At 53.0% G+C, this 15,319-nt stretch carries 16 protein-coding genes; 8 read left to right on the forward strand and 8 right to left on the reverse strand.

Features of this window, described 5'->3' with window-relative positions:
• From FEM44_RS16985 to cueR, 3 genes are read left to right on the forward strand one after another with little or no spacing between them, the layout of a single operon-like run.
• Window positions 1-2,163 carry a type I secretion system permease/ATPase gene (locus FEM44_RS16985; RefSeq protein WP_135523123.1) on the forward strand — a complete coding sequence of 721 codons (2,163 nt, stop codon included), beginning with the start codon at window positions 1-3 and terminating at the stop codon, window positions 2,161-2,163.
• Window positions 2,160-3,335 carry an HlyD family type I secretion periplasmic adaptor subunit gene (locus FEM44_RS16990; protein WP_135523122.1) on the forward strand — a complete coding sequence of 392 codons (1,176 nt, stop codon included), beginning with the start codon at window positions 2,160-2,162 and terminating at the stop codon, window positions 3,333-3,335. The genes FEM44_RS16985 and FEM44_RS16990 overlap by 4 nt, the downstream gene beginning before the upstream one ends.
• The gene (cueR, locus tag FEM44_RS16995) at window positions 3,332-3,739 is read left to right on the forward strand and encodes a Cu(I)-responsive transcriptional regulator (RefSeq protein WP_001026752.1); all 408 of its coding nucleotides are present in this window, start codon (window positions 3,332-3,334) and stop codon (window positions 3,737-3,739) included. Before FEM44_RS16990 ends, cueR begins: the two co-directional genes overlap by 4 nt.
• A gap of 3 nt (window positions 3,740-3,742) precedes the next feature.
• Here cueR and FEM44_RS17000 read toward each other — a convergent pair whose 3' ends face one another.
• From FEM44_RS17000 to FEM44_RS17010, 3 genes are all read right to left on the reverse strand, one after another.
• Window positions 3,743-3,946, reverse strand: coding sequence for a hypothetical protein (locus tag FEM44_RS17000; RefSeq protein ID WP_024257417.1), 204 nt, complete (start codon window positions 3,944-3,946; stop codon window positions 3,743-3,745).
• The gene (locus tag FEM44_RS17005) at window positions 3,943-4,365 is read right to left on the reverse strand and encodes a hypothetical protein (RefSeq protein ID WP_064529057.1); all 423 of its coding nucleotides are present in this window, start codon (window positions 4,363-4,365) and stop codon (window positions 3,943-3,945) included. Before FEM44_RS17005 ends, FEM44_RS17000 begins: the two co-directional genes overlap by 4 nt.
• Before the next feature lie 112 nt (window positions 4,366-4,477).
• Entirely contained in the window at window positions 4,478-5,767 is a 1,290-nt protein-coding gene (locus tag FEM44_RS17010; protein WP_138159104.1) for a YadA-like family protein, read from the reverse strand.
• Between the two features lie 365 nt (window positions 5,768-6,132).
• On the opposite strand from FEM44_RS17010, the gene FEM44_RS17015 reads away from it, so the two are divergent.
• On the forward strand, window positions 6,133-6,495 hold the full coding sequence (locus FEM44_RS17015; RefSeq protein WP_001001643.1) for a hypothetical protein: 363 nt from the start codon (window positions 6,133-6,135) through the stop codon (window positions 6,493-6,495).
• A gap of 285 nt (window positions 6,496-6,780) precedes the next feature.
• Here FEM44_RS17015 and FEM44_RS17020 read toward each other — a convergent pair whose 3' ends face one another.
• Together FEM44_RS17020 and FEM44_RS17025 are read right to left on the reverse strand one after the other, a co-directional pair.
• Window positions 6,781-7,239: an NfeD family protein gene (locus FEM44_RS17020; protein WP_135523120.1), complete on the reverse strand. Its 459-nt coding sequence runs from the start codon at window positions 7,237-7,239 to the stop codon at window positions 6,781-6,783.
• The gene (locus tag FEM44_RS17025; protein ID WP_000904498.1) at window positions 7,236-8,153 is read right to left on the reverse strand and encodes an SPFH domain-containing protein; all 918 of its coding nucleotides are present in this window, start codon (window positions 8,151-8,153) and stop codon (window positions 7,236-7,238) included. The genes FEM44_RS17020 and FEM44_RS17025 overlap by 4 nt, the downstream gene beginning before the upstream one ends.
• Window positions 8,154-8,297: 144 nt before the next feature.
• Between FEM44_RS17025 and fetA the strand changes: the two genes are divergently transcribed.
• Window positions 8,298-8,975 carry an iron efflux ABC transporter ATP-binding subunit FetA gene (gene fetA / locus FEM44_RS17030; RefSeq protein ID WP_130258563.1) on the forward strand — a complete coding sequence of 226 codons (678 nt, stop codon included), beginning with the start codon at window positions 8,298-8,300 and terminating at the stop codon, window positions 8,973-8,975.
• Window positions 8,962-9,741 (forward strand): iron efflux ABC transporter permease subunit FetB, encoded by a 780-nt coding sequence (gene fetB, locus FEM44_RS17035; protein ID WP_135523119.1) that lies wholly within the window; start codon window positions 8,962-8,964, stop codon window positions 9,739-9,741. The genes fetA and fetB overlap by 14 nt, the downstream gene beginning before the upstream one ends.
• Before the next feature lie 151 nt (window positions 9,742-9,892).
• Here the strand turns inward: fetB and cnoX are convergent, their stop codons facing one another.
• The 3 genes from cnoX to tesA are packed head-to-tail and all read right to left on the reverse strand — an operon-like array spanning window position 9,893 to window position 12,230.
• Window positions 9,893-10,747, reverse strand: a complete 855-nt coding sequence (gene cnoX, locus FEM44_RS17040; RefSeq protein WP_016159169.1) for a chaperedoxin — start codon at window positions 10,745-10,747, stop codon at window positions 9,893-9,895.
• Window positions 10,748-10,807: 60 nt separating this feature from the next.
• Entirely contained in the window at window positions 10,808-11,617 is an 810-nt protein-coding gene (ybbO, locus tag FEM44_RS17045) for an NADP(+)-dependent aldehyde reductase (protein WP_135523118.1), read from the reverse strand.
• Window positions 11,607-12,230 carry a multifunctional acyl-CoA thioesterase I/protease I/lysophospholipase L1 gene (gene tesA / locus FEM44_RS17050; protein WP_001295836.1) on the reverse strand — a complete coding sequence of 208 codons (624 nt, stop codon included), beginning with the start codon at window positions 12,228-12,230 and terminating at the stop codon, window positions 11,607-11,609. Before tesA ends, ybbO begins: the two co-directional genes overlap by 11 nt.
• Between tesA and ybbA the strand changes: the two genes are divergently transcribed.
• Window positions 12,201-12,887, forward strand: coding sequence for a putative ABC transporter ATP-binding protein YbbA (ybbA, locus tag FEM44_RS17055; RefSeq protein ID WP_135523117.1), 687 nt, complete (start codon window positions 12,201-12,203; stop codon window positions 12,885-12,887). The genes tesA and ybbA overlap by 30 nt on opposite strands.
• Window positions 12,884-15,298 carry a putative ABC transporter permease subunit YbbP gene (gene ybbP, locus FEM44_RS17060; protein ID WP_135523116.1) on the forward strand — a complete coding sequence of 805 codons (2,415 nt, stop codon included), beginning with the start codon at window positions 12,884-12,886 and terminating at the stop codon, window positions 15,296-15,298. Before ybbA ends, ybbP begins: the two co-directional genes overlap by 4 nt.
• The last annotated feature ends 21 nt before the right edge of the window (window positions 15,299-15,319 follow it).

Here is a 15,319-nt window from a genome sequence, read left to right on the forward strand (position 1 = left end):
ATGAAAAAAAATGCCCAGTCCGTGGAAGCCTGGCTGGAGGCGATGATCGCCGTGGCGCGTTATTACCGCCTTGATTTTTCTCAGGAGAATGTGCGTGCAACCGTCAACTGGGAGCGCGACAGCAAACGGGAAGAGTTACTCACCGACATGGCGCGGCAGTTGGGGATGGGGCTACGGCTGGTGGAGTTCTCCGCCGATTCGCTTAACCCATGGCGACTGCCGTTGATTGCGGTGTTTGATAATCAACAGGTCGGTGTGATCACTCGCCGCGATAACCACGACAATATCAGCATTCAGTTCAGTGGTGACGAAGGGCTGGAAACCACGCTTAACGTCGCGGATGTTGAAGATAAAATCGTCGAACTGGCGCTACTCCGCCCGCTCAGCGCCATTCCAGATGCGCGGGTAGATGACTACATTCGCCCGTATCAAGCGAACTGGTTCTGGAATCTCTCGCTGAAAGACTGGCGGCGCTATGGCGATATTATGCTGGCGTCACTGGTGGCGAACGTGCTGGCACTGGCGGCGATGATTTTCTCGATGCAGGTTTACGACCGCGTCGTTCCGGCGCAGTCGTACCCGACGCTGTGGGTGCTGTTCGCCGGGGTGATGATGGCGATCCTGTTTGAGTTCTGTATGCGCATGGTGCGTACGCACCTCTCGGATATGATTGGCAAGCGGGCGGATTTACGGATTTCGGATCGCGTTTTTGGTCATGCGTTACGGCTGAAAAATAATGTGCGATCGAAATCCACCGGATCGTTTATCTCGCAGATCCGCGAACTGGAATCGGTGCGGGAGCTTATTACTTCCACCACCATCGGCGCGGTGGCGGATCTGCCGTTCTTCCTGCTGTTTGTCTTTATTCTGTGGATGATTGGCGGCTGGCTGGTGCTGGTTGTTTTGCTGGCGCTGCCGTTGCTGGTGATCCCCGGCCTGCTGGTGCAACGCCCGCTGGCGCGGCTGGCGAACGAAGGGATGCGCGAGTCGGCGGTACGTAACGCGACGCTTGTGGAAGCCGTGCAGTCGATTGAAGACATTAAACTGTTGCGCGCCGAACAGCGTTTTCAGAATCAGTGGAATCACACCAACGACGTGGCGTCGTCCATCAGCATGAAGCAACGTTTTCTCACCGGGCTGCTGCTCACCTGGACCCAGGAAGTGCAATCCATCGTCTACGTCGTGGTGCTGTTGGTGGGCTGCTTTATGGTAATGAACGGTGATATGACCACCGGCGCGCTGGTCGGGACGACGATCCTGGCTTCGCGCACCATTGCGCCGCTGTCGCAGATATCCGGCGTGCTCTCGCGCTGGCAGCAGGCGAAGGTGGCGCGTAACGGCCTTGATGAACTGATGAAGCGCCCGGTGGATCAGCCGGAGCACGGCAAACTGGTGCATAAAGCGGTGCTGCACGGCAATTATCAGTTCAGCAATGCGGTGTTTTATTACGACGAAGAAGAGAAGATTGCCGATGTGGCGATTGGCAAACTCAACATTCAGGCCGGAGAGAAAATCGCCATTCTCGGGCGCAACGGCGCGGGTAAATCGACGCTACTGCAAATGCTCGCCGGAATGCGTATCGCCCAGCAGGGGCAGGTGCTGCTGGATAACATCAGCATCGGGCAGCTTGATCCGGCGGATCTGCGCCGCGACATGGGGCTGCTTAGCCAGACCGGGCGACTGTTCTTCGGCTCGCTGCGGGAAAACCTCACCATGGGGATGCCGGAAGCCAGCGATGAAGATATCGAGCGCGCATTAATCCTCAGCGGGGCGCTGCCCTTTGTGCAGAAGCAGAAAAACGGCCTTAACTACATGATTCAGGAAGGGGGATTTGGCCTCTCTGGCGGTCAGCGGCAAACGCTGCTGCTGGCGCGGCTACTTATCTCTCAACCCAATATCGTCCTGCTTGACGAACCCAGCGCCTCGCTGGACGAAATGGCGGAAGCGCATTTAATCGAGCAACTGAAGCAGTGGATAGGCCATCGCACGCTGGTAATCGCCACTCATCGCACGGCGATGCTGCAACTGGTAGACAGGATAATCGTGATGGATCAGGGGCGGATTGTGATGGATGGTGCGAAAGAGGCTATTTTGCGTGAACAGGGCGAACCCACGGCGCGACGCGTGGTGTTGCAGGAGAAGAATAAGGGGTCTGCCGCATGAACGGACAACTGCAATATAACCGTGGCCTGACTGAACCCCGCCTGCCGCGCTCGGCGCTGGCGGTACGCGTTACCGCTGTGATGCTGCTCTGTTTTCTCGGCTGGGCGTGGTATTTCCAGCTTGATGAAGTCACTACCGGCAGCGGCACGGTAGAACCTTCCGGGCGCGAACAGGTGGTGCAGTCGCTGGAAGGCGGGATTTTGTATCATCTCGATGTGAAGGTTGGCGATATTGTTGAACAGGGCCAGCCGCTGGCGCAGCTTAACCGCACCAAAACGGAATCCGACGTCCAGGAAGCGATGTCGCGGCTGTACGCGGCGCTGGCAACCTCGGCGCGGCTGCGGGCGGAAGTGAGTAATAAACCGCTGGTTTTCCCTGACGAACTGAATAAATTCCCCGAGCTTATCGAGTCGGAAACGGCGTTATATAACACTCGCCGCGACGGGCTGAATAAAGCCACCACCGGGCTGACGCAGGGGATTAGTCTGGTCAATCGTGAACTGGCAATGACCCAGCCGCTGGTGAAACAGGGGGCGGCGAGCAACGTGGAAGTGTTGCGTTTACAGCGTCAGGCTAACGAACTGGAAAACAAACTTAACGACGTGCGTACACAATATTACGTTCAGGCGCGGGAAGAGTTAGCGAAAGCCAATGCGGAAGTGGAAACCCAGCGTTCGGTGATCCGTGGGCGGGAAGATTCCCTCACCAGGCTCAACTTTACTGCGCCGGTGCGTGGCATTGTTCAGGACATTGACGTCACCACGGTTGGCGGCGTCATTGCCCCCGGTGGTAAACTCATGACCATCGTGCCGCTGGATGAGCAACTGCTGATTGAGGCGAAAATCTCCCCGCGCGATGTGGCGTTTATCCATCCGGGGCAAAAATCGCTGGTGAAAATAACCGCTTACGATTACTCCATCTATGGCGGCCTGCCGGGGGAAGTGGCAGTGATATCACCAGACACCGTGCAGGATGAAGTGCGGCGCGATGTTTATTACTATCGGGTGTACATTCGCACTTTCAGCAACCATCTGGAAAACAAAAGTAAACAGCAGTTTCCGATATTCCCAGGTATGGTGGCGACGGTTGATATCCGTACCGGCAAAAAGAGCGTGCTGGATTATCTGTTGAAACCCTTTAACAAAGCACAGGAGGCGTTGCGCGAACGATGAACATTAGTGATGTAGCAAAAATTACCGGCCTGACCAGCAAAGCCATTCGCTTCTATGAAGAGAAGGGGCTGGTGACACCGCCGATGCGCAGCGAAAACGGTTATCGCACCTACACGCAGCAGCATCTCAACGAACTGACCTTACTGCGCCAGGCGCGCCAGGTGGGCTTTAACCTGGAAGAGAGCGGCGAACTGGTGAATCTGTTTAACGACCCGCAGCGCCACAGTGCTGATGTAAAACGGCGCACGCTGGAGAAGGTGGCAGAGATCGAGCGACATATTGAAGAACTGCAGTCCATGCGGAACCAGCTGCTGGCGCTGGCGAATGCCTGCCCTGGTGATGACAGCGCCGACTGCCCGATTATCGAAAATCTCTCCGGCTGCTGTCATCATCGGGCGGGGTGAAAATCAGTTAATCCCCGTTTGCACAGAAAGAATATGTTGCAAACTTTCTACCATAATGCGCCCCGACTGAAATAAGCCTTCCTGGATTTCGTTGTTAACATTCACAGCGTGAACCAGGGAGGCTAATAACACCACTTGCAGGAAGGCAAAAATAAACGCACCGATAATCATAATATGCGTCATGGCTATTTTCTTTTGCTCCTTCATTTTAAATAGCCCACAAACTGGCCTTCTTTCATTAATGCGACTTTTCCTGTGTGATGATAAACAATGACGTTATACAGACCCGATTGATAAACGGTGGCATCGGCGTTATCTTCATCTATCGCACATAATGAATCATTGAGATACGCAAAGTTTTTACTGCTCATTCTAAAGGTCATGCCATATCCTTTATAAATGGCTTTCTTTGCCGCCTGGGCGTGTTGTGCGGCTTCTGCATTTTTAAATGCCTGCGCCTCGGATGCACTTAAAATAGCCGCCTGACGCTGCTGTTCGGCGAGATAACAGGTGTCATGGCTGACACCCTGCGCCTGGCAATCTGCGATGCGGGAAGTGGGAGAGCTACAGCCAGCCAGTAATATAACAGCCAGCAGGGAAAACGATTTAATGGAGCTATTCATCATTGTTAACCTTAAATAGAGTATGAAAATCATTAAGGAGTGAAAACAGGCAAACGTCCTTGCTCTAATTTATTTAATGGTTTTTATTGATATTTATAAAGTATCCAGCGAGATCTTAGAACGAATATCCCACACCGACACCCGCACCGAAATCAGATTGCGTATCCGCAGAAACACCTGCTTTAATTACCGTGTGGACCCCGGCATTAAAAGACGTGCCGACAGATACCGCCGATTCACCATTAAACGTTCCCGCTCCCGCAGACACCATCATTAAATCACCGGTTTTCACCTGCGGTTGTGAAGCAATGGCAATAGCTGACGCGATCCCCGCATTGGCATCTTTACGGTTGTCTTCAACTTCGTTTTTCAGTGAGCTGAAATGGTTATTGAGAGTATTAATTTGCTGGCTGTTATCCGCTACTCGTTTTTGCGTGGTTGATAACTGCTGATGTGTGTCGGTGGAATCCTGCACCAGGTTTTGAATTTGTTCACCGTAATGAACGCTATCTATCTGTTGTTGTGCCGCCAGCTTGCTTACTGCAGTGTTGGTTTTTGTTATATCGCCATGAATTTCTTCCAGTTCTTTTGTGTGGTTCTCGGTAGCAACACTTTGAGATACCGTCGTCATGGTAGAAGAAAGAGCGTCAATTTTTTTCCCTTGCTCCGCAGAAGCGCGCGTGCTGGCTTCATTTTCCGCAGCCAGTTTAGCGTTGACCATTCCCTGATAACGGGCGGCGGTCTGAACATCACCGGTAGCAGCGACGGTTTTTTGTGTGGCTTCGATTTGCTTTTGCTGTTCGGTAATCTGCGTTTGTTGGGCTTCGGCTTGTTGCTGCTGTGCGTTATCCGCAGCCTCCTGACGGGCGTTTACCATGCTTTGATAACGGGCGGCGGTCTGAACGTCACCAGTAGCTGCAACCGTTTTTTGTGTGGCTTCGATTTGCTTTTGCTGTTCGGTAATCTGCGTTTGTTGGGCTTCGGCTTGTTGCTGCTGTGCGTTATCCGCAGCCTCCTGACGGGCGTTTACCATGCTTTGATAACGTGCTGCGTTCTGAACATCACCGGTAGCAGCAACCGTTTTTTGTGTGTCGGTAATTTGCTCTTGTTGAGCTCTGAGAATGTTATTCTGTTCGGTAATGTTGTTGGTATTTTTATGAATAGCCGCTTTGTTGGCGTCAATCTCGGTTTGCACTGACGTAATGGCCTGGTGTGCTTCATCGGCGGTCGTCACTGCTTTGTTCGCGGTGGTTTGCGCATTCTGGATGGCGGTATCTTGTGCCGCATCGCGGTCTGTCTGGGTCTGTTCTGTCGTCGCCGCCTCAATGGTGTCCCCCGCAAAGGCCGATGGACATACAGCAGTAGCAACAACGACAGCCAGTAAAGACATCTTTACAGTTTTCATTCATTTTTTCTCAATCAAAGTAAGTCGCATTTTTGTTTCTTATAGCAACATTAGTTGTTGTTATAAGAAATGTTATGTGTTTCGCATTGATCGGAATCTACGCTGGCATTTGTGTGATGTAAAGCGCGTTTTTATACTGTGTAAGCGTAAATACCGCCAAATAGAAACTAAAAATGTTTCTTTTAGAAATAAAATGGGAAGGCATTTTGTGCTATTTCTCTGTAAGAAACCGTAAAGACTTGTTTTGATAAGCGAAATAAATGCTGTTTCTGGGCTAAACGTGAAGCTGTTCCTGATGTGTGCTAGAATGCGTTTCTTTGATAAATCTCAAATTTTAAGAGGTTTACGCCAGGCAGGAAAATTAAATGAATGAATTTGAGAAGATTTTTAATGAAATGAATCTGGACAGGGCGCTGCTACCCATCCTTTTTCGTTCGAACCGGTCAACAGTGTGGAAATATTTAAGTGGCGATAGTACGGCTCCTGCCTCTGCCATGTCGCTGATCATGCTGTTGCAGTTAATCCAGAAACGTAATCCTGATTTGTTAGCCGAATGGTTAACGCTTTCTGATTTCACCATTCCGCCAGAAGTTTACCTGGACCAGCCTGATTACTGGAAAGGGTGGGTGTATACCCAACACAAGGTCAATAAAAACGTCCTGGAATATCTAAAAAAACATTATCCGGATGAAGACCAAAAAAACATGAATAAAGGTAGTGACGAGTAATTTGCCAATGCCAGTTAATATGGCGGAGGCGGCCTACGATTCGGGCGCAGACTTCCAGGCATGATAAGACGCGTTAGCGTCGCATCAGGCATCGGTGCATAACCGCCGGATGCGGCGTAAACGCCTTATCCGGCCTACGGTTGAGTGCAGTTTTGTAGGCATGATAAGACGCGTTAGCGTCGCATCAGGCATCGGTGCATAACCGCCGGATGCGGCGTAAACGCCTTATCCGGCCTACGATTCGGGCGCAGATTTCCAGGCATGATAAGACGCGTCAGCGTCGCATCAGGCGATGACCGCACGGATGATCAGCGTTATCCCTTCAATCGCAATCACCTCAACATGCGTACCTGCACCGAGATCCTCGCTGGCGCTGACGGGCCATGAACTGTCACCGACGCGCATATGACCTCGCCCGTTGACCAGTGGCGATTCCAGCACAAATCGTCTGCCGATCAATTGTTGACCGCGCTGGTTAAGATGGCTGTCACTGTGCTTTTGTTCGCGCACGCCTCGTGCCAGCCATTTCCACCACAGCCAGGCGGCAAGTAGCGTCAGGACGGCAAACATCACCCCTTGCCACTCCCAACCCAGCGGCAGCAGCCAGACCACCAGGCCAGTAATCACCGCCGCGGCACCGCTCCAAAGCAGATAACCATTGCCGCCCAGCATCTCGGCTGCCAGCAGCAGACCGCCGAGACTCAGCCAAAAAATATGCGGATGGATAGCTATCATCTCTATCATGATTTATTTCGCTCGTTCGCGCTGTCTTTCACCAGTTCGGCAATCCCGGCAATCGACCCCATCAGGCTGCTGGCGTCTAATGGCATCATCACCACTTTGCTGTTACTGGACGAACCAATCTGCTGTAACGCTTCGGTGTATTTCTGCGCCACGAAGTAATTCACTGCCTGAATGTCACCAGAAGCAATGGCTTCAGACACCATTTGGGTTGCGCGGGCTTCCGCTTCGGCAGAACGTTCACGCGCTTCAGCCTGTAAAAACGCCGACTGACGTTCGCCTTCCGCTTTCAGGATTTGTGACTGTTTTTCACCTTCGGCTTTGAGGATTTCCGCCTGACGTATCCCTTCCGCCTCAAGGATGTAAGCGCGTTTGGTACGTTCCGCTTTCATCTGCGCGTTCATCGAAGAGATAAGCTCTGCTGGTGGGCGCACATCGCGAATTTCAATACGGGTGACTTTTATCCCCCACGGATTAGTGGCTTCATCGACAATATGCAGCAGACGCGAGTTAATGCTGTCGCGCTGAGAGAGCATTTCGTCAAGTTCCATTGAACCCAGAACGGTACGGATGTTGGTCATGGTCAGGTTGATGATCGCCAGTTCCAGATTGCTGACTTCATAAGCGGCACGCGGGGCATCAATCACCTGAATAAAGCAAACGGCGTCGATGGTCACGTTGGCGTTATCTTTCGAGATAACTTCCTGGGATGGGATGTCGAGCACTTGCTCCATCATATTGATCTTACGACCAATGCGGTCCATAAACGGCACCACCAGACTTAGCCCCGGCTGTAATGTTTTGGTATAACGACCAAATCGTTCTACCGTCCACTGATAGCCCTGCGGAACGATTTTGACGCCCGCACCAACAATCACCAGCGCGACAAAAATGAGAATCGGGATAAAAATAAGCATCGGAAAAACCTCCTGTTGTACCGTCCATAAAGAGCAAAAATGCTGCTTGATTAAACAAATTATACCTGATTACTGAAAGAGAGTTCCCCCTTATTCTTGCGGAGGATAAACTGTTTTTAGTAAAAATCAGAAAAGGGATGGGCAATGCAGGAAAATAGTCTTTTGCTCCAACTACAAAATGTTGGATATCAGGCGGGCGATACGAAGATTCTCAATAACATCAATTTTTCGCTGCGTGCTGGCGAATTTAAGTTAATTACCGGCCCTTCCGGCTGCGGTAAAAGTACGCTACTAAAAATAGTTGCTTCATTAATCAGCCCGACCAGCGGAACGTTACTGTTTGAAGGTGAGGATGTCAGCACACTAAAGCCAGAAACTTATCGCCAACAAGTTTCTTACTGCGCCCAGACGCCGGCTCTGTTTGGCGACACGGTCTACGATAACCTGATCTTTCCCTGGCAGATCCGTAACCAGCAGCCTGACCCGGCCATTTTTCTCGATTTTCTCGAACGTTTCTCCTTGCCGGACACCATTTTGACGAAAAATATCGCCGAGCTATCTGGTGGTGAAAAACAACGCATCTCATTGATTCGTAACCTACAATTTATGCCGAAGGTTTTATTGCTCGACGAAATCACCAGTGCGCTGGATGAAAGCAACAAACGCAACGTCAATGAGATGATCCACCGCTATGTACGTGAGCAAAATATTGCTGTGTTGTGGGTGACGCACGATAAAGACGAAATTAATCATGCGGATAAGGTGATTACACTGCAACCGCATGCCGGAGAAATGCAGGAAGCACGCTATGAACACGCATAATATTACCAACGAGTCACTGGCACTGGCATTAATGCTGGTGATTGTCGCAATCTTAATTAGCCATAAAGAAAAACTGGCGCTGGAGAAAGATATTCTCTGGAGTGTGGGGCGCGCGATAATTCAGCTGATTATTGTCGGCTATGTGCTGAAGTATATTTTCAGCGTGGATGATGCCAGCCTGACATTATTGATGGTGTTATTTATCTGCTTTAATGCGGCGTGGAATGCGCAAAAACGCAGTAAATATATTGCTAAAGCCTTTGTCTCGTCATTTATTGCCATTACGGTCGGGGCGGGAATTACCCTGGCGGTATTGATTCTCTCAGGATCGATTGAGTTTATCCCGATGCAGGTGATCCCTATCGCCGGGATGATTGCCGGTAACGCTATGGTGGCGGTAGGGCTGTGTTATAACAATCTCGGTCAGCGGTTTATCAGCGAACAGCAACAGATTCAGGAGAAACTGAGTCTTGGTGCGACGCCGAAACAGGCTTCAGCGATATTGATTCGCGACAGTATTCGCGCGGCTTTAATTCCAACGGTGGATTCGGCAAAAACGGTTGGCTTAGTGAGTTTACCAGGAATGATGTCCGGGCTGATATTTGCCGGGATTGATCCGGTGAAGGCGATTAAATATCAGATTATGGTGACCTTTATGCTGCTCTCAACCGCCAGCTTGTCGACCATTATTGCCTGTTATTTAACCTATCGTAAGTTTTATAATTCGCGCCACCAGTTGGTGGTGACGCAATTGAAGAAGAAATGAAATAATGCGATGCCTGCACAGTCTGTGCGCGAATCGTAGGCCGGATAAGGCGTTTACGCCGCATCCGGCGGTTATGCGCGGACGCCTGATGCGACGCTGACGCGTCTTATCATGCCTATGAATCTACGTAGCATCGCATCTCAACCGAATATCAATACAACAACGCATACAGCTGGCGGCGATATTTCGACGCCAGCGCATCACCCGTACCCAGCGCAGCGAGGATCTCCTGGAACGTTTTACGTGTCTGACCGTCTGCGGCGGTGAGATCTTTACGCAGATGTCCGAACAGCAACTCCAGCGCCTCTTCATTGCGCCCAACCTGATGCAGTTGCAGCGCCAGTTGCGTCGCCAGTGCGGCATCTTCTGGATTCTCTGCCACCTGCTGTTGCAGCTGCTGAATTTCCGGCGTATCTGCCGCCTGCTTCAGCAGTTCAATTTGCGCCACCAGACCCTGATAGCGGGTGTCCTGATCCTGCAACGGAATGGTTTTCAGCACCGCTTCTGCATCTTCAGAACGGTTCAGCGCAATCAGCGTTTCTGCCAGCAGCAGGCCGATCTCCCCGTTCTGATTCGACAACTGCCAGGCGTCTTTCAGCAATGGCAGAGCGTCGGTGTAATTACCTTCCTGCATCAGTTGCATCGCCTGCTGCGCTTTTAACTCTTCTTCGCGCGGCAGCACTTTATCCAGCAGGGCGCGGATCGCTTCTTCCGGTTGCGGCCCCTGGAAGCCGTCTACCGGTTGCCCGTTCTGGAACAGATAAACGGTCGGAATCGCGCGCAGACCAAACTGGGAAGCAATCATCTGCTCGGCGTCGCAGTCCAGCTTCGCCAGAATAAATTGCCCGTTGTACTGCGCCGCGAGGCTTTCCAGAATTGGGGTTAACTGCAAACAGTGCTGGCTACGCTCAGACCAAAAATAGAACAGCACCGGTGTGGTCATCGACTGTTCAAGAACCTGTTGCAGGTTAGATTCGTTAATGTTGACAATATTTTCTACGGACATGGAGTCACTCTCTGTTGTCGATATTTTCTTTGACATGGGGGCTTAAGCACGCGCTTCAACTCACCCCTGCAATATTTTGTCCATCACGCGCCCCGGCAGCAGGCGCTTAAGCACCATTACCGCCCAGGTCACCAGCGTCACCGGATAGCGCATCTTCGGCTTCTCGCTAATAAAAGCATGGCGCACTTTGGCGACCACCGCTTCCGGTCCCAGAGTAAAACGGGCGGCAATACCGGGGTTTTCGACCGGTTGATCGCTTTGCGTCTGGTTGACGTTGTCGGTAAAGCGAGTGCGAATGGGACCGGGTTCAATCAGGCTGACTTTGATTCCGCTGTGGCGCAGTTCCATGCGCAGCGCGTCTGACCACGCCTCCAGCGCATATTTACTGGCCGCGTAAGCGCCGCGACCCGGCGTGGAGATTAATCCCATCACCGATGAGGTCATCACAATACGCCCTTCACCGTGCGGCAACATAGCGGGTAAGAGGCGCATGGTGAGCTGGTGTGCGCCGAAAAAGTTGGCGGAAAACTGCTGTTCCATCTGCGCACGGCTGATGGTGGAAAGGGGGCCATACATGCCGAATCCGGCATTGTTAAAGATCCCATACAGACAATTATCGGTCAGGGCGATCACTTTGTCGGCTGCGCGATCAACACTTTCTGGTGAATCCAGATCGATCAACACGCCGGTAAATCCCATGCTGTTCATACGCTCAACATCATCCGGTTTCCGGCAACCTGCCAGCACATGAAAACCCTGGCGTTTTAATTCGAGCGCGCTTTCCAGACCAATTCCACTGGAACATCCGGTAATTAAGACCGATTTTTGCATAACTTTACCTGTCAGGATCTCCGTTGCTTTATGAGTCATGATTTACTAAAGGCTGCAACTGCTTCGCCATCCAGTCGGCAATAAACGGCTGGGCGTCGCGGTTGGGATGAATACCGTCATCCTGCATCCATTGTGGCTTGAGGTAGACCTCTTCCATAAAAAAGGGCAGCAGCGGAACATCAAACTCTTTGGCGAGTTTGGGGTAAATGGCGCTAAAGGCTTCATTATAACGGCGACCATAGTTTGCAGGCAGACGTATTTGCATCAACAATGGTTCAGCGTTGGCGGCTTTGACATCCTGCAAAATCTGGCGCAGCGTCTGCTCCGTTTGTTGTGGCTGAAAACCACGCAAACCGTCATTGCCGCCCAGTTCAACCAGCACCCAGCGCGGCTGATGCTGTTTCAGCAGAGCCGGAAGGCGCGCCAGCCCTTGTTGCGAGGTGTCGCCACTGATGCTGGCATTAACTACCGACGTTTTACTCTGCCACTTATCATTCAACAAGGCAGGCCAGGCCGCGCTGGCAGACATTCGATACCCGGCGCTCAGGCTATCACCCAGAATCAATAACGTGTCCGCTGCGGCGGCACGGAAGGTTAACAGAACCAGGAACAGGAAGGGCAAATGCCAGCGGAAAACATTGTTGAAGTTCATCATCTTAAGAAGTCCGTCGGTCAGGGGGAGCATGAACTCTCCATCCTCACCGGAGTTGAGCTGGTTGTCAAACGCGGCGAAACCATCGCACTGGTGGGCGAGTCAGGGTCGGGTAAGTCAACCTTGCTGGCGATCCTCGCCGGGCTGGACGACGGCAGCAGTGGTGAAGTGAATCTGGTGGGACAACCGCTACATAATATGGACGAAGAAGCGCGGGCAAAGTTGCGCGCGAAGCACGTAGGCTTTGTTTTTCAGTCATTTATGTTAATACCTACCCTTAACGCGCTGGAAAACGTCGAGCTTCCGGCGCTGCTGCGCGGTGAGAGTAGCCTGGAAAGTCGTAACGGGGCGAAAGCCTTGCTCGAACAGTTAGGGCTGGGTAAACGCCTGGATCATCTTCCGGCACAGCTTTCCGGCGGCGAACAGCAACGAGTGGCGCTGGCGAGAGCCTTTAACGGTCGACCTGATGTGCTGTTTGCCGACGAACCTACCGGCAACCTTGACCGCCAGACGGGCGATAAAATTGCCGACCTGCTGTTTTCCCTCAACCGTGAGCATGGCACCACGTTGATTATGGTGACCCACGACCTGCAACTGGCGGCACGCTGCGACCGCTGCTTACGGCTGGTGAACGGGCAGTTGCAGGAGGAAGCATGATTGCACGTTGGTTCTGGCGCGAATGGCGCTCGCCGTCGCTATTAATTGTCTGGCTGGCGCTAAGCCTGGCGGTGGCCTGCGTGCTGGCGCTGGGCAATATCAGCGATCGCATGGAGAAAGGTTTAAGCCAGCAAAGCCGCGAGTTTATGGCGGGCGATCGGGCGCTGCGCAGTTCGCGCGAAGTGCCGCAAGCGTGGCTGGAGGAAGCGCAAAAGCGCGGCCTGAAAGTCGGCAAGCAGCTGACTTTCGCCACGATGACCTTTGCGGGCGACACTCCGCAGCTGGCGAACGTCAAAGCGGTGGATGATATCTACCCGATGTATGGCGATCTGCAAACCAATCCTCCAGGCCTGAAACCGCAGGCGGGCAGCGTATTGCTGGCCCCACGTCTGATGGCACTCCTTAACCTGAAAACGGGCGACACCATCGACGTGGGCGATGCTACCTTGCGGATTGCCGGAGAAGTGATTCAGGAACCGGATTCCGGTTTTAACCCCTTCCAGATGGCTCCGCGTCTGATGATGAATCTGGCGGATGTCGATAAAACCGGAGCCGTGCAGCCGGGGAGTCGGGTCACCTGGCGCTATAAATTCGGCGGCAACGAGAACCAGCTCGACAGCTATGAGAAATGGCTGTTACCCCAGCTTAAACCCGAACAACGCTGGTACGGTCTGGAACAGGACGAAGGTGCACTGGGGCGATCGATGGAACGTTCGCAACAATTCCTGCTGCTTTCGGCGCTGCTGACCTTGCTGCTGGCAGTGGCAGCGGTGGCGGTGGCGATGAATCATTACTGTCGCAGTCGCTACGATCTGGTGGCGATCCTCAAAACGCTGGGGGCAGGGCGAGCGCAATTGCGTAAGCTGATTGTCGGCCAGTGGTTAATGGTGCTGGTGCTTTCAGCCGTTACCGGTGGCGCGATAGGTCTGTTGTTCGAAAACGTGTTGATGGTGCTGCTCAAACCTGTTCTGCCCGCCGCGCTGCCGCCTGCCAGCCTCTGGCCGTGGCTGTGGGCGCTCGGCACCATGACGGTCATCTCGCTGCTGGTGGGGCTGCGACCGTACCGCCTGTTGCTGGCAACGCAGCCTTTACGCGTATTACGTAATGATGTGGTAGCGAACGTCTGGCCGCTGAAGTTTTATCTGCCGATTGTCACCGTGGTGGTTGTGCTGCTGCTCGCCGGACTGATGGGCGGCAGTATGCTGCTGTGGGCAGTGCTGGCGGGCGCGGTAGTGCTGGCTTTGCTGTGCGGTGTGCTGGGCTGGATGTTGCTTAATGTATTACGCAGCATGACGCTGAAATCGCTACCTCTGCGCCTGGCGGTCAGCCGCCTGTTACGCCAGCCGTGGTCAACGTTGAGCCAGCTTTCGGCATTTTCGCTCTCCTTTATGCTGCTGGCACTGCTACTGGTGCTGCGTGGCGATCTGCTCGACCGCTGGCAGCAGCAGCTACCGCCAGAAAGCCCGAACTACTTTTTAATCAACATCGCCACGGAACAGGTCACGCCGCTAAAAGCGTTCCTCGCGGAACATCAGATAGTCCCGGAATCATTTTATCCGGTGGTGCGGGCGCGGCTGACGGCGATTAATGACAAGCCGACAGAAGGCAATGAAGATGAGGCGCTCAACCGCGAACTTAATCTCACCTGGCAAAATACGCGGCCCGATCATAATCCGATTGTCGCCGGTAACTGGCCGCCAAAAGCCGATGAAGTGTCGATGGAAGAGGGACTGGCGAAACGCTTAAACGTTGCCCTCGGGGATACCGTGACTTTTATGGGCGATACCCAGGAGTTTCGCGCCAAAGTAACCAGCCTGCGCAAAGTGGACTGGGAAAGCCTGCGGCCTAATTTCTATTTTATTTTCCCGGAAGGGGCATTGGACGGGCAGCCGCAGAGCTGGCTCACCAGTTTCCGCTGGGAGAACGGCAACGGCATGTTGACGCAACTCAACCGCCAGTTCCCGACCATTAGCCTGTTAGACATTGGCGCGATTTTAAAACAGGTCGGTCAGGTGCTGGAGCAGGTAAGTCGGGCGCTGGAAGTGATGGTGGTGCTGGTCACCGCCTGCGGTATGTTGTTGTTGCTGGCTCAGGTGCAGGTGGGAATGCGTCAGCGTCATCAGGAGCTGGTGGTGTGGCGCACACTCGGTGCGGGGAAAAAACTGCTGCGGATGACATTGTGGTGTGAGTTCGCCATGCTTGGGTTTGTTTCCGGCCTGGTGGCCGCAATTGGTGCGGAAACGGCGCTGGCAGTGTTGCAGGCGAAAGTGTTCGACTTCCCGTGGGAACCAGACTGGCGATTGTGGATTGTGCTGCCGTGCAGCGGTGCACTGCTGCTGTCGCTTTGCGGCGGCTGGCTGGGCGCGAGACTGGTTAAGGGGAAGGCGCTGTTCAGGCAGTTTGCGGGGTGAAGTGATAAAGCCGTTTATTTC

The sequence above is a fragment of the Escherichia sp. E4742 genome, assembly GCF_005843885.1.
GTDB lineage: Bacteria > Pseudomonadota > Gammaproteobacteria > Enterobacterales > Enterobacteriaceae > Escherichia.